23 protein-coding genes are annotated in these 21487 nt (G+C 40.9%); 16 read left to right on the top strand and 7 right to left on the bottom strand.

Annotated features, from left to right (window positions below; translation table 11 throughout):
* Positions 1–54: 54 nt before the first annotated feature.
* From BLO34_RS11665 to BLO34_RS11640, 5 genes are all read right to left on the bottom strand, one after another.
* Entirely contained in the window at positions 55–1149 is a 1095-nt protein-coding gene (locus tag BLO34_RS11665) for a DNA-processing protein DprA (RefSeq protein ID WP_090755510.1), read from the bottom strand.
* On the bottom strand, positions 1149–1787 hold the full coding sequence (locus tag BLO34_RS11660; protein WP_197672888.1) for a peptidoglycan DD-metalloendopeptidase family protein: 639 nt from the start codon (positions 1785–1787) through the stop codon (positions 1149–1151). The genes BLO34_RS11665 and BLO34_RS11660 overlap by 1 nt, the downstream gene beginning before the upstream one ends.
* A complete protein-coding gene (locus BLO34_RS11655) occupies positions 1787–2440 on the bottom strand; it encodes a CoA transferase subunit B (protein WP_090755507.1) in 654 nt (217 codons plus the stop codon). The genes BLO34_RS11660 and BLO34_RS11655 overlap by 1 nt, the downstream gene beginning before the upstream one ends.
* 57 nt (positions 2441–2497) lie before the next feature.
* Complete coding sequence (locus BLO34_RS11650; RefSeq protein ID WP_090755506.1) at positions 2498–3199, bottom strand: CoA transferase subunit A; 702 nt, start codon at positions 3197–3199, stop codon at positions 2498–2500.
* A 333-nt stretch (positions 3200–3532) separates the two neighbouring features.
* Positions 3533–4573 carry a ferredoxin--NADP reductase gene (locus BLO34_RS11640; protein ID WP_090755504.1) on the bottom strand — a complete coding sequence of 347 codons (1041 nt, stop codon included), beginning with the start codon at positions 4571–4573 and terminating at the stop codon, positions 3533–3535.
* 96 nt (positions 4574–4669) lie between these two features.
* Between BLO34_RS11640 and BLO34_RS11635 the strand changes: the two genes are divergently transcribed.
* The 12 genes from BLO34_RS11635 (at position 4670) to atpG (ending at position 16486) form a co-directional block, all read left to right on the top strand.
* Positions 4670–6154, top strand: coding sequence for a DUF5687 family protein (locus BLO34_RS11635; protein WP_090755502.1), 1485 nt, complete (start codon positions 4670–4672; stop codon positions 6152–6154).
* Between the two features lie 81 nt (positions 6155–6235).
* Positions 6236–6994, top strand: coding sequence for an ABC transporter ATP-binding protein (locus BLO34_RS11630; RefSeq protein ID WP_090755500.1), 759 nt, complete (start codon positions 6236–6238; stop codon positions 6992–6994).
* 580 nt (positions 6995–7574) lie between these two features.
* On the top strand, positions 7575–10199 hold the full coding sequence (locus BLO34_RS11620; RefSeq protein ID WP_090755497.1) for a tetratricopeptide repeat protein: 2625 nt from the start codon (positions 7575–7577) through the stop codon (positions 10197–10199).
* A gap of 11 nt (positions 10200–10210) precedes the next feature.
* The gene (locus tag BLO34_RS11615) at positions 10211–10603 is read left to right on the top strand and encodes a polymer-forming cytoskeletal protein (protein WP_090755495.1); all 393 of its coding nucleotides are present in this window, start codon (positions 10211–10213) and stop codon (positions 10601–10603) included.
* The gene (locus BLO34_RS11610) at positions 10578–10808 is read left to right on the top strand and encodes an AtpZ/AtpI family protein (RefSeq protein WP_090755494.1); all 231 of its coding nucleotides are present in this window, start codon (positions 10578–10580) and stop codon (positions 10806–10808) included. The genes BLO34_RS11615 and BLO34_RS11610 overlap by 26 nt, the downstream gene beginning before the upstream one ends.
* Before the next feature lie 27 nt (positions 10809–10835).
* Positions 10836–11201 (top strand): DUF6168 family protein, encoded by a 366-nt coding sequence (locus BLO34_RS11605; RefSeq protein ID WP_090755492.1) that lies wholly within the window; start codon positions 10836–10838, stop codon positions 11199–11201.
* Between the two features lie 124 nt (positions 11202–11325).
* Positions 11326–12531 carry a F0F1 ATP synthase subunit A gene (gene atpB, locus BLO34_RS11600; RefSeq protein WP_090755491.1) on the top strand — a complete coding sequence of 402 codons (1206 nt, stop codon included), beginning with the start codon at positions 11326–11328 and terminating at the stop codon, positions 12529–12531.
* A gap of 17 nt (positions 12532–12548) precedes the next feature.
* The gene (atpE, locus tag BLO34_RS11595; RefSeq protein WP_015361972.1) at positions 12549–12740 is read left to right on the top strand and encodes an ATP synthase F0 subunit C; all 192 of its coding nucleotides are present in this window, start codon (positions 12549–12551) and stop codon (positions 12738–12740) included.
* 94 nt (positions 12741–12834) lie between these two features.
* Positions 12835–13332 (top strand): F0F1 ATP synthase subunit B, encoded by a 498-nt coding sequence (locus BLO34_RS11590; protein WP_090755489.1) that lies wholly within the window; start codon positions 12835–12837, stop codon positions 13330–13332.
* Between the two features lie 9 nt (positions 13333–13341).
* Positions 13342–13878, top strand: a complete 537-nt coding sequence (gene atpH / locus BLO34_RS11585; RefSeq protein ID WP_090755487.1) for an ATP synthase F1 subunit delta — start codon at positions 13342–13344, stop codon at positions 13876–13878.
* A 90-nt stretch (positions 13879–13968) separates the two neighbouring features.
* Positions 13969–15543, top strand: a complete 1575-nt coding sequence (gene atpA, locus BLO34_RS11580) for a F0F1 ATP synthase subunit alpha (RefSeq protein ID WP_090755486.1) — start codon at positions 13969–13971, stop codon at positions 15541–15543.
* A 70-nt stretch (positions 15544–15613) separates the two neighbouring features.
* Positions 15614–16486, top strand: a complete 873-nt coding sequence (atpG, locus tag BLO34_RS11575; protein ID WP_090755484.1) for an ATP synthase F1 subunit gamma — start codon at positions 15614–15616, stop codon at positions 16484–16486.
* A gap of 124 nt (positions 16487–16610) precedes the next feature.
* On the opposite strand, the gene BLO34_RS11570 is transcribed toward atpG, so the two are convergent.
* Both BLO34_RS11570 and BLO34_RS11565 read right to left on the bottom strand, forming a co-directional pair.
* The gene (locus BLO34_RS11570; RefSeq protein ID WP_090755483.1) at positions 16611–16961 is read right to left on the bottom strand and encodes a DoxX family protein; all 351 of its coding nucleotides are present in this window, start codon (positions 16959–16961) and stop codon (positions 16611–16613) included.
* A gap of 10 nt (positions 16962–16971) precedes the next feature.
* A complete protein-coding gene (locus BLO34_RS11565; protein WP_090755481.1) occupies positions 16972–17955 on the bottom strand; it encodes a hypothetical protein in 984 nt (327 codons plus the stop codon).
* Between the two features lie 87 nt (positions 17956–18042).
* Between BLO34_RS11565 and BLO34_RS11560 the strand changes: the two genes are divergently transcribed.
* From BLO34_RS11560 to BLO34_RS11545, 4 genes are all read left to right on the top strand, one after another.
* Positions 18043–18681 carry a thymidine kinase gene (locus BLO34_RS11560; RefSeq protein WP_090756637.1) on the top strand — a complete coding sequence of 213 codons (639 nt, stop codon included), beginning with the start codon at positions 18043–18045 and terminating at the stop codon, positions 18679–18681.
* Positions 18682–19785, top strand: a complete 1104-nt coding sequence (gene alr, locus BLO34_RS11555) for an alanine racemase (RefSeq protein WP_090755480.1) — start codon at positions 18682–18684, stop codon at positions 19783–19785.
* 117 nt (positions 19786–19902) lie between these two features.
* Positions 19903–20316, top strand: a complete 414-nt coding sequence (gene mscL, locus BLO34_RS11550; protein WP_090755478.1) for a large conductance mechanosensitive channel protein MscL — start codon at positions 19903–19905, stop codon at positions 20314–20316.
* A 126-nt stretch (positions 20317–20442) separates the two neighbouring features.
* Positions 20443–21438: an aspartate-semialdehyde dehydrogenase gene (locus BLO34_RS11545; RefSeq protein ID WP_090755477.1), complete on the top strand. Its 996-nt coding sequence runs from the start codon at positions 20443–20445 to the stop codon at positions 21436–21438.
* Positions 21439–21487: the final 49 nt, after the last annotated feature.

Here is a 21487-nt window from a genome sequence, read left to right as displayed (position 1 = left end):
TTCCGCTTTCGCGAAAGCGTAACAATTACCAACACGATAGCCAGTATTATCTAATTACGACAACATAAATAATTTACCTGGCAACGGTTTCACCACACCTTTCAATTCCATAGACATTAAAATGGATGCCACCTTGTGTACAGGCATCTTTGTATTCAAGGCAATGATATCGAGCAGCTCTTTATCCTGACCTTGCAAGAATGTGTAGATCGCTCGTTCATCTTTATCCAGTTCTACAAACAATTGTTTTTGAATGGAAACCTCATTTTTCTGCCAGCCCAAGATATATGGAATGTCTGCTGCTGTGGTAAGCATGTGTGCCTTGGCTTGTTTGATCAAACTATTACAGCCTGAAGAATATTTGTCGTTGACACGGCCAGGAACTGCAAAAACCTCTCGATTATAGCCAACTGCAAGATCTGCCGTTACTAGCGAGCCGCCTTTATCAGCGCTTTCAATGACGATGGTTGCCTCGCTCAAACCTGCAATGATGCGATTTCTTCCTAAAAAATTATTGCGATCAAAAGTATCTGAGCTCCAGAAATCGGTGATAAAGCCACCATTCTTTTTGACATCAATATTATGAGCTGCATGATTACGCGGATACGTCTGATTCAATCCATGCGCCATCACCGCAATTGTTTGTAAACCGTGTTCTATCGCCAGCTTGTGAGCAAGAATATCTACTCCATAAGCATAACCACTGATGATGGTAGGTTTGAGTGGCGCAATTTCTGCCATGAATTTTTCTAGAAACGCGCTGCCTTGACTAGTAATTTGTCTGGTTCCTACAATACTTAACGTGTAGGGATTGCTCCAGTTAATGGATCCATTTTCAAAGAAAAGGATAGGTCCATCGACGCAATATTTTAATCGCTCTGGATAATCATCATTATAATAAATTCGGTATTTGAGGTTATTCTCCTCAACGAATTTGAGCTCGTCTTCTGCCTTTTTGAAAAGGTCTTTTGCTCTGATGAATTGGGCTTTCTTCTCTCCTATTCCCTCAATGGCGGCAATCTCTCGATAAGGTTGTTCAAAAACTGCTGTTGCGCTGCCAAAGGTTCTGATCAACTTTTTGGCCATGATATCGCCTATAAGCGGTGCCTTTTTTAAAGCGAGAAGTGACAGCAATTCCTGTTGATCCATCACCCGAAGATAAATGGATTGGGATCAAGTATAATTTCTGAATATTTTTCAAGATCATTTTCGGCAATTACTCCTGGGAAATCACCAGCGTAGTCCTGCATGGTCGTCATTAATTGAAAATGCAAATGAGGCGAATAACCACCATTTTCTTGAGGTGTTCCTAGGGTTGCAATTTGTTCGCTTTCGCGAAAGCGAGCTCCTATTTCCCATCGCTGCATATCAGATTTAGAGAGATGACCGTAGAGACTGTAGAGTTTGTCGCCCTGATAATCGTGTTCCAGAATAATCGTAGGTCCATAATTGCCTGCATCATCATTGTCTGCAAATGAGTGAACTTTTCCATCCATAATCGCATGAACATTAGTGCCCGCTGGAGCCCATAAGTCGATGCCCATATGTACATCACGAACAGCACCGTCCTGAAATCTCGCCGATTTCCTATACAAAGCGCGCTGCTCCTTGTAACCGCCATGCGCCACAAACTTTCCTGATGTATTGCGCTGTTCTTCCAGAAAATTTTCCATGGTTAGAATGTCGCTCACGTCATTTTTATCCCAAAATGAATTGTGAATGGAAAGGTCGATTGGGAAATAATCCTGCGATTGGTATTGTGGATCAATGATGTATCTAAACTTCATCAAATAACCATTTCAGGAATCTCGCCTTCCACTATAAGTGTGCCTTCTGTTGCGGCTTGAATTTCTTCAACAGTAACACCAGGTGCTCGTTCCAAAAGCTTGAAGCCTTTGTCTGTTATTTCAATCACGGCCATATTGGAAACTACTTTTGTGATGCAATTCACTCCAGTGAGCGGTAAACTGCATTCTTTCAAAAGCTTGGATTCTCCAGCGCGATTGGTATGCATCATGGCTACAATAATATTCTCGGCACTGGCGACAAGGTCCATGGCGCCGCCCATGCCCTTTACCATTTTGCCTGGAATTTTCCAGTTGGCGATATCACCGTTTTCTGCTACTTCCATAGCGCCCAAAATGGTAAGATCCACATGTTGACCACGTATCATCCCAAAACTGGTCGCACTATCAAAAAAGCTAGCGCCCGGTAATGTGGTGATGGTTTGCTTTCCTGCGTTGATCACGTCTGCATCTTCTTCTCCTTCAAATGGGAAAGGTCCCATTCCCAAAACGCCGTTCTCTGACTGAAATTCTACATCAATGCCATCAGGAACGTAGTTTGCCACCAAAGTTGGAATACCGATTCCTAAATTTACATAATAGCCGTCCTTAACTTCTTGGGCGATTCTTTTTGCTATGCCTATTTTGTCTAACATATATAATTTGTTCTCTTCTAGATCTGAGCTAAGCCTTGACCAGAATTGATGTTTAAATTAGTTTTTAGTTCTAACGGTCCTTTGTTCAATACGCTTCTCATACTTTTCTCCTTGAAAAATACGCTTGACAAATATTCCCGGTATGTGGATCTGATTGGGATCCAGTTCTCCTGCTGGCACTAATTCTTCTACTTCAGCAACGGTGATGATAGCAGCGCCGCACATGACTGGATTGAAGTTTCTTGCCGTTCCTTTAAATATTAGGTTTCCTGCGGTGTCGCCTTTCCATGCTTTTACAAGAGCAAAATCTGCTTTGAAAGCGTGCTCTAGAATATGAGGCTTGCCATTGAATTCTCTTTCTTCCTTTCCTTCGGCGACCTCTGTGCCGTAGCCTGCAGGTGTGTAGAAAGCTGGAATTCCTGCTTGTGCTGCGCGGCAACGCTCGGCTAGGGTTCCTTGTGGGATAAGTTCTACTTCCAATTCACCACTCAACATCTGGCGTTCAAACTCGTCGTTTTCTCCTACATAAGAAGAGATCATTTTTTTGATTTGCTTGCCTTGGAGCAATAGACCCAATCCAAAATCATCTACACCTGCATTATTTGAAATACAGGTTAAATCTGTAGCGCCTATTTCCACCAATTGTGCGATGCTGTTCTCTGGGATTCCAGACAGGCCAAAACCGCCTACCATCAACGTCATACCGCTTTTTACTCCAGCGAGTGCTTCTTTAACACCAGCCACTGTTCTATTAATCATGCAATAAATTCTTTGCTATGAAAATACGAAATAGTTTGAGAGTTCAGAGTTCAGAGTTCGGAGTTCGGAGTTCGGAGTTCGGAGTTCGGAGTTCGGAGTTCGGAGTTCGGAGTTCGGAGTTCGGAGTTCGGAGTTCGGAGTTCGGAGTTCGGAGTTCGGAGTTCGGAGTTCGGAGTTCGGAGTTCGGAGTTCGGAGTGATAAGAAACTTGATCTGAGGTGATGATGCAGTTATGGCCATAAAATTTGGTACATGAACTATGAACAAATTATTATGCTTGGTTATTGTAAGTATTAAAATAGCTGAAACCTGTGACTGCTGGCTGTAATCTCTTTTACACCTCATCAAAGTTCACGGCAACCTTAGCACTTGTTGGACAGGCTTGACAAGTAAGTGTGAAACCGTCGTTGACTTCTTCATCTGTAAGAATGGAGTTCTTACGCATTTTTACATCGCCGTCTTCTACTAGGGCAATACAACTGGAACAAATACCGCCTTGACAGGAATATGGCGCATCGATATCATTCTTGAGCATCACGTCCAGCATCACCTCATCACGTCGCATAGTGAAGGTATGTGTCTCGTCATCCAGTGTTACTGAAATTTCTGAAAGGTGACTGTCCTCTGTGATTTCCACATCACTTTCGGTTGATGTGAATAACTCAAACTTGATGTTTTCTTCCTTCAACAAGCCCTTTTCTATCAGGTTGAGCTGCGCCATCTGGATCATCTCTTCAGGGCCGCATAAGTACGCTTTCGCGAAAGCGAACTCATCACAATCCTGCTTCAAAAAATAATTGAGATTTCCCTTAGTAATCCTACCGAACAACGCATCCTGACGCTCCTCGCGGCTATAACAATATTTCAGTACCAGACGGTCTCCATATTCATCTTTCAGGTCATTGAGCTGCTCTAGATAGATTGCTTGACTTTCTGACTGATTCCCATAAATCAACGCTACTTTATTCTCAGAATGACTGATCAATGCCGTTTTCAAAATGGACATAATGGGTGTAATACCACTACCGGCGGCTACCATTAAAAAGTTTCCTTTTTCCTCTTTCTCATGGATGAAAAGCCCATCTGGTGCTGCTACTTCCAGCATATCACCAGCACGCAATTTCATCGCGTGGTTAGAGAAAACACCTTTATCGACCGCTTTTACCACCACCATTAACTCTGGATCTTTGGGTGCACTGCTAATAGAATATGCACGGCGTACCTCGTTCCCATCGATGTTTGCCTTGAGCGTCAAATATTGTCCAGCATCATATTTAAAATTCTCTTTGAGATCCTCTGGAATATCAAAAATAATTTCAACGGCTCTGGAGGTAACCTTGGTGACTTGTTTAATGCGCAATTCGTGGAAAATCATGAGTCAAATAATTGGGTTGCAAAAGTAAGAAACGCAAAAAGAGTTGTAACATTTTTAATTTTATCTTCACTAATGTAGCACCTAACCAAATCGATCATGTTCAAAATCTTTGCTAATCTAGAATGGAAAAGCTTTACTAGATCTGCTGCTTTCAAGCAAAATCTCTTCTTCAAAATATTTATTGGTTTTTTTGCAGTAATCATTCTTCTAGAGTTTGCTGGTGCTGGTGCTTTCATTTACTACGCCATTGAAGGTTTTATAGAAGATGGTAAGCTGAATGCCACAGATCCTTTTTCATTGATCAACAAATTTTTGATTTATTGGTTTGCGGCCGACCTTATTTTTAGATACTTCTTTCAAAAGATGCCAGTGGCCAATATCAAACCACTACTCTACCTGCCGTTCACAAAAGGAAAGATCGTGAAGTATGCCATGGGTAAAACGATTATTTCTTTTTTCAATATCATGCCAGCATTCTTTTTTATTCCATTTTCTGTGGTGTTGCTGATTGAAGGCTATGATCCGGTGGGCGTTATAAGTTGGCATCTCGCCATGCTATCCATCACGTTGTTACTCAATTTTTTGAACATTTTTCTCAATAACTTGGATAAAGTGTTTTATCCAGTTGTCATCATTATTGTTGGGCTGGCAACAACTCAATTCTATGGCTATTTTGATATCACTAGCTACACGCAACCTATGTTTGACTTTTTCTACAGTCAGCCGTGGAGTTTTATATTGCCGCTGGCACTAGCTGCAGCAACGGCTCAATATGCCTACATCTACTTTAAAGGTCAGCTATATCTTGACGCTGGACTTCAAACCAAACAAGAAACAGCCAAAACAGAAAACCTTGATTTTCTAAATCGATTCGGTAAGATATCTACCTATTTAAAGAATGACATCAAGCTTATCAAACGCAACAAGCGAGCACGTACGACTTTCATCATGGGTTTCCTGTTCGTTTTTTACGGTCTCTTCTTCATGTCAGACATGTATGCGGGTAATGATTTTGGGAAAGTGTTTGCCGCGCTTTTTTGTACTGGTGGTTTCCTATTTAGTTTTGGCGGACTGGTACCTTCTTGGGATAGCAGTTATTATAAACTGATGATGTCCCAAAATATACCGTACCGCGAATTCCTGCTTAGTAAATGGTGGCTTATGGTTGTGATGACTGCCATAAGTACGTTATTGAGCTGTTTTTATGTCTACTTTGGTATTGAGTGGCTTTATGCAATTCTCGCTGGTGCCGTTTACAACATAGGCTTGAACGCATCGGTGACCTTGTTAGGTGGAGCGTTTGTAAAAACACCCATTGATTTGACGAGCAATAAAAAAGCCTTTGGTGATAGTAAAGCGTTTAATATCAAAACGGTCTTATTGATCATTCCTAAGATGGTGCTGCCTGTCCTTATATATTATGCGTTTGCATTAACCATAAGTATGGAAGCTGGGTTTATAGCGATAGCGGTGACTGGATTGCTGGGACTATTGTTCCGCGATAAGATTTTGACTCTTGTAGAAAATATTTACAAGAATGAGAAGTACGATACGATTGCTGCTTACTCGCAGAAAGATTAATAGAAGGAATGCTTGAAGTAGTTCGCTTTCGCGAAAGCGAACTCAAAATACACTTACCAACCAATTTTAAAGAACATCAAAATGATCAACATACAGAACCTCTCCAAAAAATATAACGACACCACCGTATTGGACATCGACAGTTTGCAGTTAGAACGTGGGCAGTCTGTTGGGCTGGTAGGAAATAATGGTGCTGGTAAAACCACACTTTTTTCTCTATTATTGGATCTTATTGAGCCTACAACCGGACACATTTTATCTAACGGAATTCAAGTAAATGAGAGCGAGGACTGGAAGCCGTTTACTAGTGCTTTTGTCGATGAGAGCTTCCTTATAGGTTATCTAACACCTGAGGAGTACTTCTATTTTATAGGTGAGTTGCGCGGTCAGAACAAAGCAGATATTGATGCGCTCATGGTAAAACATGCAGACTTTTTTAACGGTGAAGCGATAGGCCAGAAAAAATACTTGCGCGACCTTTCTAAGGGTAACCAGAAAAAAGTCGGAATCATTGCCGCATTGATAGGTAGTCCAGAAGTGATTATTCTTGATGAGCCTTTTGCAAACCTAGATCCATCCACGCAGATTAGATTGAAAGCCATTATCAAGGATCTTTCTGACGATCCCAATGTGACGATGCTTATCTCTAGCCACGACTTGATTCACGTGACTGAGGTTGCACAACGCGTCGTATTGTTAGAAAAAGGGAAAGTGGTGATGGATCAAGTGAAAGATGCAGCTACCTTTGGCCAGCTGGAAAAATATTTCATGGGAATTAGTGAACTACACATAGTTCCAGCGCAAGAAGCTGCTCCCATGACAACTACTGAAGAAGAGTAATTATGTCACCTAAAATCAAAGTATTCCTCATTTACGGCCTAAGTTTCATGGTTGTATTCCTTATTGCAAGGTTTATCATGGTTCAGTTTTATCCTGAGCCTAGCATCTGGTTGACATTTGTACCTCTAGCCATTGGCATGATCCTCTCACCAAAACCACATATTGAACAAACGCAATCAGGAAGACAGTATGGCTTGAAAAGTATCTTTTCTAAGCGGATTATTTACATTAAGTAGAAAATGCCGTGACCGCAAAGTTCAAAACTTACCTTATATATTTTTTGATTGCGTTTTCCCTTTTGACATTGACTTTAATTGTGTTACAATTTTTTCCTGTGCCAACTTACTTTAGAATATTTTTTCCTGTAGCTGTCATTATGCTATTGATTCCTAAACCACACATCGAGAAAACCCAGTCTGGAAATCAATATGGCTTAAAAAGTATTTTCTCTAAGAAAACCATCCCTATTAAATAAGTCGATAGTGCCATTTGCTGGCTCGTTACATAATTCCTTATTTTTGAACGATTCACAATATCATCACTTCCCTACAGTTATGATAGCTAGAAAAAAGAAGCTCGTTTGAAAAACATTTTTGCTTTTACTACCATCATTTTTTGCCTGCTGCTCATACTTGCCAGTTGTAGCCGCAAGAATGACTCTTTTATTAGCCGAAATCTGCATGCCGTAGGAACTGAATATAATGTTCTCTATAATGGTAATCTTGCCCTGCAGGCTGGACTTGATAATATTGAGGCTAGCTATAGAGATAACTATTGGGACATTCTACCCGTTGAAAGGCTGACAGTGAAGGAAGCCATACGAGTAAGTGCAGACGATCAATCTGATCCCAATTTTGAACTAGCTGAAGAAAAAGCAGTGAAGGCAGTTCAAAAACACAGCATGCTTATCGATGGTGAAGAGGTAAATCCTCAAATCGATGAAGCCTATATGTTACTGGGAAAAGCGCGCTACTATGACCAGCGTTTTATTCCATCGCTAGAAGCATTCAACTACGTTTTACAGTTTATGCCAGAATCTGATGAGATCAGAATGGCTAAAATCTGGCGCGAGAAAACCAACATGCGATTAGAAAACAATGAGATCGCTATTGAAAATCTGCAAGAACTTATAAAGGAAGACAGTCTTGATATCAAACGTGAAGAATTGATTCTTGCTAACGCTACACTGGCACAAGCCTACCTCAATGTCGACAAAGTAGACAGTGCGCTCATCTACATGAACCGAGCGGCTCAAAAAACAAAAGTCAGAGCGACAGAAGGTCGTTACAAATACATTGCAGGACAGTTATTTGCAAAGGCTGGACAGCGCGACAGCGCCATCGCTCATTTTGATGAAGTAATAGAGTTGCATAGAAAAATTCCTCGTAATTATTATGTCAACGCGTTTATTGAGAAAATTAAGCTTAGAGACACCATAGAACAATCTGATGAGGAATTTCTAGAAGTACTCAACGAGCTGGAAGAAAACCGCGAGAACAGACCGTGGTTGGATATTATCAACTATCGCAAAGCGATTTATCTGGAATCAAAAGATAGCGTGGATGGAGCCATTGCCTATTACAATCGATCGTTAAAGGCTGGTAATCGAGATCCTTACCTACAGGGAAATACTTATGATGCTTTAGGGCGGATCAGTTTTGACGACGCTCGTTTTGAAACCGCTGGAAAATATTTTGATAGTGCTTCCACAAGATATGAGGACAAGTCCAGAGAGCAGCGCGCCGTTTTAAAGAAGCGAGAGAACCTAGCAGACATTATTCTATACGAGAACAATCGCCGCAGTGCAGATAGCGTTTTGGGAATTCTAGCATTGAGCGACATTGAAAGAGAAAGCTACTACAGCAACTACATTGAAGAAATTAAGGCTCGCGAGGCACAACTAGCAGAACAGGCCGCCATTGAAGAGGCAAATCTTGCCCAACAAAAAACAGCACTCGCCACTGTGCAAACCAACAATGCTGTCAACAGAAATAGATTGGGACCACCTAGCGGCGCGGGAATTGATGATCTGGGACCTTCAAGCAGCACTAACAGCGGTTTCTACTTTTATATACCAGCGACCGTTGCTAGAGGTAAGTTGCAGTTCCGTGCGGTATGGGGAAATCGGGCGCTTAAGGACAATTGGAATCTTACCAGTTTGAGCAGCAATCTAATTGATGAAGCGACAGAAGGTAATGTGACCGCCATCAATAATTCAGTGGCTCCAGAATATCTCGCTTCCTATTACATCGACCAATTGCCGCAGGGACAAGTGGCATTGGACAGCATTGCAGACTCTCGTGATTTTGCCTACTACCAGCTGGGCGTACTTTATAAGGAGAAATTCAAACGCAATGATCTTGCTATTAACAGGTTTGAAAAGCTATTGACTTTTGAACCAGAAGAAAAATTATTGCTTCCTACGTTGTATAATCTATACCTGATGGGTCGCGATGGTTCAGGTGATGGAAATGATCTCGCTTTCGCGAAAGCGGAACAATACAAATCCACTATCATATCGCAATATCCTGAAACGAGATATGCGCAGATTCTTCAAAATCCTACCGGAACCTTTGACAATAGCGAGACTGCCGAAGGTGTTTATAACATAATCTTCAAACAGTACGAGCAAGAGAATTTTGCAACCGTGATTGAGCAGGCAAACAATCAGATCATTCGGTTTGCTGGTGATCCCATTATTCCTAAGCTGGAACTTTTAAAGACCTATGCTTCTGGTAGATTGTACGGTTTCCAGGCTTACAAAGATGGGCTGGATTTTATCGCCTTAAATTATCCTAGTAGCGAAGTAGGCCAAGAGGCCGCAACCCTAGCTGCAGATGCAGAAAAACTGGCTATACCCAGCGAGTTTGCTCCAGAGGAAAACAGCACTAATTTTAAGTTGGTTTATCAAATTGATGCAACAAACGACCAGCTTATCAGTGACCTAAAGACTGGTCTTGCTCAACCAATTGAATCATTGGGTAACAACATTAGCTATTCCATTGATGTATATACTCCAGAGCAATCACTACTGGTCATTCACGGTATGAACTCTAAGGAAAAAGCGGCGCAAGTAGCGACCTACCTTGATGATCCAGATAATAATGTGGAGTTACCATCAATGCCTGTAGCCATATCATCTGATAACTATAAAATTGTCCAGGTCTACAAAAGTTTAAATGATTACATGATCAAGACACTTTAATTACAACCCCTATGAAGTCCAACAAAGCAAACGAGATATTAGGAAATTCCCAAAATAGAATCGCAAAAGGTACCACCATCAAGGGTGATATCAACAGCGAGGCTGGTTTTAGAATCGATGGTGAAGTCATAGGAACACTCACCACACCTGCAAAAGTGGTCATAGGCAAAGACGGTAAAATCGATGGGACACTAGAATGTTCCAATGCAGATATTGAAGGAGCCTTTTCTGGCAATCTCAAAGTGAGCGGCTTGTTATCGCTAAAATCTTCAGCTCATATTGAAGGTGATGTTGTTACCAACAAACTTGCTGTAGAACCTGGAGCTACTTTCAACGCATCTTGTTCTATGAATAGCGGTGTCAAATCACTCAACGATAATGGCCAGCAGGGAAAATCCGCTTAGGGCTTATGCGATTTTTTCTGGGATTGCAATCCAGATGCTTGCAATCATAGGTGGACTGGCATGGCTGGGAACCTGGCTGGATGATCGCTATGGGTATGACAAACTCTTTACAGCAATAGGTGTTTTACTAGGTGTAGGCTTATCGCTTTATGTGGTTCTTATCCAGTTAAAACGCATTAATAAATATGAAGACAACAGTAAGTAACCTGTTGATTAATTAATCCCATTCTTAGTGAACTTCTACCTTAAATCATTTCTCTTTATCGCGATCATGGCTGTTGTTGGATTTTTCCTTCACGGTTATTTGCAAGCAGACCCTGTTTTTAATCTGGTGAAACTCTATGCCTTTTTAGGCATAGCAACTTTGCTGTCTGTTTCTGGGATGCATTATTTATACTCGCTGGTACCTAACCAGTTGGGATATGCTTTTCTAGTGACGGTCTTTGTAAAGTTCGGTGCAGCGCTACTGCTTTTTCCGCAATTGATAGGTGACGATCCAGATCTTTCCAGAGGTGAGATTCTATCCTTTCTTATTCCTTATTTTATCTTTTTGGGAGTTGAAACAGCACTGGTTGTCAAGTGGCTCAATAAGACCTAATTATACAATACAACCACCAGCCGTTGTGGATCAAAAAAAAGCCTTTTTCTTGCTAAGGTTAACATAGTTTTTTGTCATACATTTGCACCCGAATTAAAGGACCTAACTTTTTAAGGTGATTTACATGTTTAGAGCTTACTTAAAAACAGCTTTTTTTGCTTTGGTTTTTATCGCTTTCGCGAAAGCGAACGCCCAAGAACACCAACACCCATTAACTGAAGGTGAGAAAATCGTCTTTGATGAAGTTGATGGTGGAGAATATGGTGAAGGTGATGCCGTAAATACTAAAAACGAGGTCGAGAATTTTATAGCACACCACTTACAGGATTCTCATTACTTCACCCTTTTTGAAATTGCCGAAGAGCACTTTTTTGTAAGCCTTCCATTGCCTGTAATCCTTTGGGACAATGGTTTGCAAGTCTTTATGTCTTCAAAGTTTCATCACGGTGAAGAGATTGCAGAGGTAAATGGGAATTATTACCAACTATTCCACAGTAAGATCTACAAGGTCAATGGTCCTGAAGATTTCATACCACAGGAAAATCATCACCCAGATAATGCAAAGCCCTTTGACATTTCTATTACTAAAAACGTACTTGTCGCTCTACTGGTAGGTTTAATCATCTTCTTCATCTTTAGAGGTCTTGCTAAACAATACAAAACACGCTCTATTCCTAAAGGTTTTGGCCGTGTATTAGAACCATTGGTTATTTATGTACGTGACGAGATTGCTAAGCCTAACATTGGAGAGAAGAAATACAAGAAGTTTATAGGTTACTTACTTACCGTGTTCTTCTTTATCTGGATTGCCAACCTTTTGGGATTGACTCCGCTAGGAACGAACCTTACAGGTAATATAGCGGTAACCGTAAGTTTAGCATTGATTACTTACTTGATTACAACCTTTAGCGCTAATGCAGATTATTGGAAGCACATCTTCTGGATGCCAGGCGTTCATTGGATCATGAAAATATTCTTTATCCCAATCGAATTATTGGGAACCCTAACTAAGCCTTTTGCACTGCTTGTACGTTTGTATGCAAACATTACTGCTGGTCACGTTGTATTGTTCACATTATTAGGAGCAATCACCGTTGCAAAAACAGATATGGCAATAGGTGCTGGAGCAACAACAGGATTTGGGATATTCTATTTTGTCCTTGCCATCTTTATCACACTCATTGAATTACTAGTAGCTTTTCTACAAGCGTATATCTTCACCTTGTTATCTGCCTTATTTATTGGTATGGCGGTAGCAGAGCATGATCATCCAGAACATGCTCATGCAGAAGAAGACGATGTAGATGAAGTTAGAGAACGTTTTGTTTAATTTTTAAATTTTAGTTTATGGAAATCCCAACTATTGTAGGTGCAGGACTTATTGCAATCGGAGCTGGTATCGGTCTAGGACAGATCGGTGGAAAAGCAATGGAAGCAATTGCACGTCAGCCTGAGGCTGCCGGTAAAATCCAAACAGCGATGATTATCATCGCAGCACTTTTGGAAGGTTTTGCTTTTGCTGCACTTCTTCTAGGATAAGAAGAAGAGTAACAAAGCACAATTTAATTCACGGCCGTGCAACGGTTGGTTGTTAGGCCGTGATTATTAAAATTTAAAAAAACACCATTTAATCATGGAGCAATTAATTAATGATTTTTCGATAGGTCTATTCATCTGGCAGATCGTTATTTTCCTACTGATCGTTTTTCTTGTAGGGAAATTTGCATGGAAGCCTATTTTAGGAAGCCTAGACGAGCGTGAGCAAGGAATTGAAAATGCGTTGAAAGCAGCAGAGAATGCCAAAACTGAAATGGCAAACCTTGAAGCTTCCAATCAAGCAGCAGCACAACAAGCTCGTGAAGAGCGTGATGCTATGATGAAAGAAGCTCGTGAGATCAAAGAGCAAATGATTGCAGATGCATCTGGCGAGGCACAAGCCAAAGCTGACAAGATCATTGCAAACGCTCAAGCAGCAATAGAATCAGAAAAGAAAGTGGCGCTTGCAGATATCAAAGCACAGGTAGCAGAACTTTCTGTTCAAATCGCAGAGAAAGTTACCCGAAAGGAACTTTCTGAAAAAGATGCACAGCTTGCCCTTATTGACAAAATGCTAGCTGAAGCCAATATCTAGAAAACGATTATGAAACTTTCAAGAGCAGCATCCCGATACGCAAAAGCCATCCTCGATCTCGCTATAGAGAAAAAGGAAGCGGCTGCCGTGAATGATGAAATGAAATCTGTGCTCACGACCGTTCACGGTAATAAAGAGCTGCAGGATTTCTTGAAAAGCCCAGTGGTGAAGTCAGATCAAAAAAGAGGAGCTTTACGTCAGATTTTTAGCAAGGCTGGTGGCATCACGATGGGAGCCTTTGATTTGATCGTTGACAATCAACGTGCAGATATTCTAGGCGATATAGCTACAAAATACATCCTTCTTTTTGAAGAGATGAACAAACGCGAGGTTGCTACGGTAACTACAGCGGTAGAAATCACTCCAGAATTAGAAGCAAAAGTTCTTGCAAAGGCAAAAGAATTAGCAGGAACTGAGGTAACTCTTGAAAAGAAAATAGATCCTAGTATTGTAGGTGGGTTTATTCTAAGAGTTGGCGATAAAGAAATTAATGCCAGCGTGCACAGCACTTTGGGAGAATTGAGAAGAGAATTCGCTGGTAAGTAAGCTGGTGAAGTATCTCGCTTTCGCGAAAGCGATAACAACAATAACAATATAGGTCTTCAAAGACCGCAGCAATAGATTAAATAGAACAACATGGCAGAAGTAAATCCAGCAGAAGTATCTGCAATACTTAAGCAACAACTTTCAGGTTTTGATGCTACGGCATCGCTTGATGAAGTGGGAACCGTTCTTACCGTAGGTGATGGTATCGCACGTGTTTATGGTCTTTCAAACGCACAATATGGAGAACTTGTTTCCTTTGCGAGTGGTATGGAAGGTATCGTATTGAACCTTGAGGAAGATAACGTTGGTGTGGTACTTTTAGGTCCATCCATCGAGATCAAAGAAGGTGATACGGTTAAACGTACAGAACGCATTGCTTCCCTTAAAGTAGGTGAAGGAATCGTGGGTCGTGTAGTAAATACACTAGGACAACCTATCGATGGTAAAGGTGCTATTGAAGGTGATCTTTATGAGATGCCACTTGAGCGTAAAGCTCCTGGAGTTATCTATCGGGAGCCGGTAACTGAACCTATGCAAACTGGTATCAAATCTATTGATGCGATGATCCCTGTAGGTCGTGGCCAGCGTGAGTTGGTTATTGGTGACCGTCAAACAGGTAAGTCTACTGTTTGTATCGATACGATCATCAACCAAAAAGAATTTTACGATGCTGGCGAGCCAGTATATTGTATATATGTAGCTATAGGTCAAAAAGCATCTACGGTTGCATTGATCGCAAAGGTTCTTGAAGAAGCTGGAGCACTTGCTTATACTACTATTGTTGCTGCAAATGCATCAGATCCTGCACCTATGCAGGTTTATGCACCGTTTGCTGGAGCAGCGATTGGAGAATACTTCCGTGATACAGGTCGTCCTGCATTGATTGTTTATGATGACTTGTCTAAGCAAGCTGTTGCTTACCGTGAAGTTTCCCTTTTGTTACGTCGTCCACCAGGACGTGAGGCGTACCCAGGTGACGTTTTCTTCTTGCACTCAAGATTGTTGGAGCGTGCTGCAAAGGTGATCAATGATGATGCTATTGCTGCAGAGATGAATGACCTTCCTGAAAGTTTGAAGCCTATCGTTAAAGGTGGTGGATCACTTACTGCATTGCCTATTATCGAAACACAAGCAGGTGACGTTTCTGCTTATATTCCAACAAATGTAATCTCGATTACTGACGGTCAAATCTTCCTAGATGGTGACTTGTTTAACTCTGGTGTACGTCCAGCTATTAACGTAGGTATCTCGGTATCTCGTGTAGGTGGTAACGCACAGATCAAATCGATGAAGAAAGTTGCTGGTACCTTGAAACTGGATCAAGCGGCTTTCCGTGAACTGGAAGCTTTTGCAAAATTTGGTTCTGACCTAGATGCTGCTACATTAAGCGTTATTGAAAAAGGAAGAAGAAACGTGGAGATCTTGAAACAAGCTCAAAACAATCCTTATCCAGTAGAAAACCAAATCGCCATTATCTATGCAGGTTCTAAAAACCTTCTAAGAAACGTGCCGATTGAGAAAGTAAAAGAATTTGAAAGAGATTATCTAGAGCTTCTTAATGCTAAGCATCGAGGAACTTTGGATACGTTGAAAGCTGGTAAATTAACTGATGAAGTGATTGATACATTGACATCAGTTGCTAAGGATTTATCTTCTCGTTATTAAGAACATAGATTTTAGAGTATAGAATATGGAGATCCATATTCTATACTCCATACTCTAACCTCATAAACAAATGGCGAATCTTAAGGAAATACGTAATAGAATAACCTCAGTATCCTCTACGATGCAGATTACATCTGCTATGAAGATGGTGAGTGCCGCAAAGCTTAAAAAGGCACAAGATGCTATTACAGCAATGCGCCCGTATTCTGATAAGCTAACGGAATTGCTTCAAAACCTAAGCGCCTCAATGGAAGGCGATGCTGGTAGTAAGTACGCTGAACAACGTGAGGTAAAGAGAGCGCTAGTTGTTGCGATCACTTCCAATCGTGGTCTTGCTGGTGCTTTTAACTCCAATATTATCAAGGAGCTTATTCGCTTGAATAAGGAAGACTTGAATGGTGCAGCTGTGTCTTACATGACGATAGGTAAAAAAGCTAATGATTTTGCAAAGAAAGGGTCTACGATCCAATCCAACAAGAGTGACTTGTTTGACGATATCTCTTTTGAAAAGGTATCTGCTATTGCAGAAGAACTGATGGAGCTATTTGTAAATGGTGAATTTGACAAGATTGTTATTGTATACAATAGCTTTAAAAATGCTGCCACTCAAGAAGTAATGAGTGAAGACTTTTTGCCATTGAAGCCTCTAGCGCAAACTGAAGGAGAAGCACCTACAAATGCTACAGAATACATTTATGAGCCTTCAAAAGAAGAAATCATAGAGCAATTGATTCCTAAATCGCTTAAAATGCAACTCTACAAAGGAGTTCGTGATTCTTGGGCAAGTGAGCACGGTGCTCGTATGACTGCAATGCACAAAGCAACAGACAACGCAACCGAATTGAGAGATCAATTGAAACTGACTTACAATAAAGCACGTCAAGCAGCCATTACAAACGAGATCCTTGAGATCGTAGGTGGTGCAGAGGCTTTGAATAATTAAAAATAAACTTTTTGTTATGCTGACTCGATTCAGCATCTAAACGAAACAAAAAACCTTCTAGGAATTCTAGAAGGTTTTTTTATACATTGAAGTTTAGAAAAGTTCGCTTCGCGAAAGCGAAATGTTAAAAAGGCCTCACCTTCTTCCCCAAGAAATAAGAAGACATCAATAGGATCAATGCCACGACTGCACTCCATTGCTCGCCATCTGCTATAGTTATGTGGGCAATCGCTGCCAGTAGAATATTAAAAAACAAACCTGCGTACGCCCATTCTACAAGTACTCTATTCTTTCTTAGAAGAATGACTGCAACAGCAGAGAGTTTGGCAGCCGCTAATGGATAGATCACCCAAGTTGGAAACCCCAACTTCACAAACTCTGAGGCGACCTCAGCATTTTGAAAAATATAGAATCCCGCCGAAACAGTGAGCATGAGACATAATAATCCTGTGATAATCCAATAGGCGTATTTCATTAAGATCACTTTATTGGAACTTGCGCTCTATAAGTTCAAGGAATCGGTTCTCATAACTTTCTTTGCCTTCCCAGTTATTATAGTCCGGCTTGATCATAGTTTGAATAAAATTTTGAGCCTGATCATATGATGTGATCGTGTTGAGCTGCGATAAGACCCTATTAAAATCCTGACTATTTCCATTGAATAAATGCTTTTCAAAACCCATGCGGTCATTCATTCCTATTTTGAGCCCTTTATTTAGTTTTGAGTTAAGGGATTGTGGCTTGTCTGGATCTTTTAAATCTGACTTGCGCTCAAATACGGGCATAGTCTGGAAATCTGCCGTGAGCTGTTCTAGATCCGTTGTTTTTGAAGAACTAGGTTGCTTTGGCTGAGTTGCTTGCGATGAATCGTCAGGCATTTCTGTAATCATTTTATTGATTGTCGCAATTCCTGGTAAATCCATCTCTTCACGATCATCATCTTCTGGCACTTCAAGATCGTTTAAGCTGTTGGTAGTGAATGAATCTCTATATCTATTAGGCAATTTACCCGTGGATCTATAATCGCCCTCTTTAGATGAGTCTTGTTGTGGTGCTTGCGGCTCTTCTTCAGGCATTTCTGTAACCATTTTACTAATGGTAGAAATTCCTGGTAGATCCATGATTTCACGGTTGTCCTGTTCTGGAACAAAAAGGTCGCTAAGGTCGTTTGTAGAAAAGGTTTCTCTAGCTTCCTGTTGCGCCTCTTCCATGACTTGCTCCACATCATTTGCAACATTCTGGATATCCTTTTGAGCATCTTCAAATGCTAGATTCATCTTCTCTTGTACCTCACGATTGCCTGCGGTAGGTTTTATGTCAGAGAAGTGCTTTTCAGTAAATACCAGTACGGTAAGCTTTTCATATAAATCTTTGGCAATCGCTTGTAGTTCTTGCACATTATCCTTGTCCTTGATTTGTAATACTCGATGTGCGAGGCTAGTGAGGTCTGCGGCTATTTTCTTTTTCATAATGGGTTTCTATGCCGTGTGTTTCTTTGTATTTTTGGAATCCTAGCAGGAACAAACGGCATCCTGCTAGAGCCTGTAAATTACAAAATGTTTCTAGAAAATACGGTTAATCATGAAGAGCAATTCGGCTGGATCGAGGTCATTTGTGGGTCCATGTTTTCAGGAAAAACTGAGGAATTAATACGCAGGTTAAGGCGAGCTCAATTTGCCAACCAGAAGGTTGAAATCTTTAAGCCGGCTATCGATATAAGGTATGATGAAGAGAAAGTAGTCTCTCATGATTCTAACGAAATTCACTCTACACCAGTACCTGCAGCGGCTAACATCCCATTGCTAGCAACAGGCTGCCAGGTTGTAGGAATAGATGAAGCCCAGTTTTTTGATGATGAAATTGTTGCCGTTTGTAATAACCTCGCTAATCGTGGTATAAGAGTCATTGTAGCAGGTCTGGATATGGATTTTAAAGGCAACCCTTTTGGTCCCATGCCTGCCCTTATGGCAACAGCAGAATATGTTACTAAAGTCCATGCCGTATGCACGCGCACAGGCAATCTCGCACAATACAGCTACCGTAAGTCAAATGATGAAAGTGTGGTCGTCCTGGGTGAACATCAGGAATATGAACCTTTAAGTCGCGGCGCCTACTACAAAGCGATGCTTACAAGTAAGGTAAAAGATATCGCCGTGAATGACGCTCAAGAAATAAAGAATAAAACCGGCTCCTAAATGGCACTTACAGGCACTAGACTTGAAGTTGACCTAACCGCACTCGCGCATAATTTTCAATATTTAAAATCTAAAATTCCAGAGGACACGCTATTTATGAGCGTTGTCAAAGCAAATGCTTATGGCCATGGCGTTGTTCCAGTTGCCCAGAAGCTTCAAGAGTTGGGAACGGATTATTTTGCCGTTGCCTATGTGGAAGAAGGCGTTGTGCTACGTGATGCTGGAATTACAAAACCTATTTTGGTTTTACATGCACAACAACATACGTTACAGACTTGCATAGATCGTTGCTTGGAACCGGTAATTTATAGTGTGGAGATGCTGGAAGCCTTTATCGCTTTCGCGAAAGCGAACTCCCAAAAATCATATCCCATCCATCTAGAGTTCAACACAGGAATGAACCGTTTAGGTATAGACCCTAACGACGTGCCAAAATGCATAGAATTACTAAACGGTACAGCAGTTGTCAAAGTACGTGGCCTACAGTCTCACCTAGCTGCGAGTGAGGATTTAAATGAGAGGGATTTCACAATGGGTCAGATCAAAAGTTTTGAGCATCTATCAAATCAATTTGAAGAACTTTTGGGTTACAAATGCTTACGTCATACAGATAACACAAGTGGAATTCTCAATTATAACGACGGCCATTATAATATGGTGCGTTCTGGAATAGGGCTTTATGGTTATGGAAATGATCTAAAATTTGATGCTGATTTGCGCCCAATAGGGTCACTCAAATCAAACATTTCACAAATAAGGCATATCAAAAAAGGTGAAAGTGTGAGCTACAATCGCAGTCATATAGCAGAAACAGATATGGATTATGCCGTTATACCGTTAGGTCATGGTGATGGTATCAACCGCATATATGGTTATGGGAAGTCCAGCGTTAGGGTCAACGGGAAATGGGCGCCTGCGTTGGGAATTATATGCATGGACATGTTTATGATTGACATTACAGGCATTGATTGCAAAATTGGTGATGAGGTGGTTCTATTTGATAAAGACCATCCAGCCAGAGATATGGCAGAAAAAGCCGGTACGATCTCTTATGAATTATTGACCGGTATTCAGAATAGGGTGCCACGTTATTATATGGGATAACTACAGCGATTATTTCTTACAGATTATCTAATAGCAGCTACATTCTTACAATTATGTTTTCTTAAATATCTGTTAATGAATTATTTTTAGCAGCTTAACCATTAAACCAAATTAATTATGCTTAAAGAATTTAAGAATTTTATCATGACAGGTAACGTCATCGATCTAGCGGTAGCTGTATTGCTTGCCGGTGCTACAGCACTTGTAGTAAACGGATTTGTGAAGTTGATCATGATGCCTATTGTAGGGCACTTTACAGGTGGTACAGATTTCTCTGAGTTCAAGGTTGTATTGAGCGAGGCCGTAGTTGCTGCTGACGGTACTGTTGAAGTTGCAGAAAACGCTATTCTTTATGGAGAATGGATCAACACGATTATCAACTTGATCATTGTAGGATTTGTACTATTTATGATCGTTCGTGCCTACAACAAAACCAAGAAAAAAGAGGAGCCTGCTCCTGCAGCTCCAAAAGGTCCAACTCAAGAAGAGCTACTTGTAGAAATTAGAGATGCGATTAGAGCAAAAAACTAATCCCATATTCCTATCATAGTTTAAAAGCCGTTTCTTCCAGAAGCGGCTTTTTCGATTCTTAAAAACCGTAACTATTGGGTTTATAAATCATTGACACTTACATTTGCGAACTTAAATTTTGAACTAATGAAAATAGCTGTTGTAGGCGTTACTGGCATGGTAGGTCAGGTGATGCTCAAAGTTCTTGAAGAACGTAATCTTGATATAACTGAGTTGATCCCAGTAGCTTCAGAAAAATCTGTTGGTACTGAAGTATCTTTCAAAGGCAAATCCTATAAGGTTGTAAGCATGCAGGATGCCATTGATATGAAGCCAGCAATTGCTTTATTTTCTGCTGGTGGTGGCGTGAGTCTAGAACATGCTCCCAAATTTGCTGCGGTAGGTACAACAGTAATTGATAATTCCAGCGCATGGCGCATGGATGCCGAAAAAAGATTGGTCGTTCCAGAAATCAATGCAGACCAGCTTACTGTAACTGACAAAATTATTGCAAATCCTAACTGCTCCACGATACAGTTAGTAATGGCACTTGCACCTCTTCACAAAAAATATGGGATAAAAAGACTGGTGATCTCAACCTATCAATCCATAACCGGTACTGGTGTTAAGGCTGTCAAGCAATTAGAAAATGAATATACTGACACTAAAGGCGAGATGGCATATCCATACCAGATCCACAGGAATGCATTGCCTCATTGTGATGTCTTTGAAGAAAATGGATACACTAAAGAGGAGCTCAAATTAGTTCGTGAGACTCAAAAAATATTAGACGATAAGACCATAGCAGTTACTGCAACCGCTGTTAGAATTCCTGTTGTTGGTGGACATTCAGAGTCTGTGAATGTAGAGTTCCACAATGACTTTACAGAGTCTGAAGTACGTGCGATACTTGCAGATACGGATGGCGTAACCGTTCAAGACAATACAGATGTGAACTTGTACCCTATGCCACTCATGGCTCATGGGAAAGATGACGTTTTTGTGGGTCGTATAAGAAGAGATCATTCTGCGGCAAATGCCCTTAACATGTGGATCGTGTCTGACAACTTGAGAAAAGGTGCTGCTACTAATGCGGTGCAGATAGCCGAGTATTTGATCAAAAACAAACTCGTTAAAGCCTAATTGCGAGCCCTGCAGTCGGATTTTCTCTACATTTATAACTTTAGAGAAT

Source organism: Nonlabens sp. Hel1_33_55, from assembly GCF_900101765.1.
Classification (GTDB): Bacteria; Bacteroidota; Bacteroidia; order Flavobacteriales; family Flavobacteriaceae; genus Nonlabens.
Note: the sequence above shows the minus strand (reverse complement) of the source record. Positions and strands in the feature narration are given on the sequence as shown.

Bases quoted from the DNA above. Each gene is read 5' to 3' on its own strand.
- atpG (WP_090755484.1), top strand. From the start codon at position 15,614: ATGGCGAATCTTAAGGAAATACGTAATAGAATAACCTCAGTATCCTCT.
- BLO34_RS11660 (WP_197672888.1), bottom strand. From the start codon at position 1,787: ATGAAGTTTAGATACATCATTGATCCACAATACCAATCGCAGGATTAT.
- atpH (WP_090755487.1), top strand. From the start codon at position 13,342: ATGAAACTTTCAAGAGCAGCATCCCGATACGCAAAAGCCATCCTCGAT.
- BLO34_RS11655 (WP_090755507.1), bottom strand. From the start codon at position 2,440: ATGTTAGACAAAATAGGCATAGCAAAAAGAATCGCCCAAGAAGTTAAG.
- BLO34_RS11570 (WP_090755483.1), bottom strand. From the start codon at position 16,961: ATGAAATACGCCTATTGGATTATCACAGGATTATTATGTCTCATGCTC.
- alr (WP_090755480.1), top strand. From the start codon at position 18,682: ATGGCACTTACAGGCACTAGACTTGAAGTTGACCTAACCGCACTCGCG.
- BLO34_RS11610 (WP_090755494.1), top strand. From the start codon at position 10,578: ATGGCCAGCAGGGAAAATCCGCTTAGGGCTTATGCGATTTTTTCTGGG.
- atpA (WP_090755486.1), top strand. From the start codon at position 13,969: ATGGCAGAAGTAAATCCAGCAGAAGTATCTGCAATACTTAAGCAACAA.
- BLO34_RS11615 (WP_090755495.1), top strand. From the start codon at position 10,211: ATGAAGTCCAACAAAGCAAACGAGATATTAGGAAATTCCCAAAATAGA.
- BLO34_RS11630 (WP_090755500.1), top strand. From the start codon at position 6,236: ATGATCAACATACAGAACCTCTCCAAAAAATATAACGACACCACCGTA.
- BLO34_RS11635 (WP_090755502.1), top strand. From the start codon at position 4,670: ATGTTCAAAATCTTTGCTAATCTAGAATGGAAAAGCTTTACTAGATCT.
- BLO34_RS11565 (WP_090755481.1), bottom strand. From the start codon at position 17,955: ATGAAAAAGAAAATAGCCGCAGACCTCACTAGCCTCGCACATCGAGTA.
- BLO34_RS11545 (WP_090755477.1), top strand. From the start codon at position 20,443: ATGAAAATAGCTGTTGTAGGCGTTACTGGCATGGTAGGTCAGGTGATG.
- atpE (WP_015361972.1), top strand. From the start codon at position 12,549: ATGGAAATCCCAACTATTGTAGGTGCAGGACTTATTGCAATCGGAGCT.
- BLO34_RS11640 (WP_090755504.1), bottom strand. From the start codon at position 4,573: ATGATTTTCCACGAATTGCGCATTAAACAAGTCACCAAGGTTACCTCC.
- BLO34_RS11560 (WP_090756637.1), top strand. From the start codon at position 18,043: ATGTTTCTAGAAAATACGGTTAATCATGAAGAGCAATTCGGCTGGATC.
- atpB (WP_090755491.1), top strand. From the start codon at position 11,326: ATGTTTAGAGCTTACTTAAAAACAGCTTTTTTTGCTTTGGTTTTTATC.
- BLO34_RS11650 (WP_090755506.1), bottom strand. From the start codon at position 3,199: ATGATTAATAGAACAGTGGCTGGTGTTAAAGAAGCACTCGCTGGAGTA.
- BLO34_RS11665 (WP_090755510.1), bottom strand. From the start codon at position 1,149: ATGGATCAACAGGAATTGCTGTCACTTCTCGCTTTAAAAAAGGCACCG.
- BLO34_RS11590 (WP_090755489.1), top strand. From the start codon at position 12,835: ATGGAGCAATTAATTAATGATTTTTCGATAGGTCTATTCATCTGGCAG.
- mscL (WP_090755478.1), top strand. From the start codon at position 19,903: ATGCTTAAAGAATTTAAGAATTTTATCATGACAGGTAACGTCATCGAT.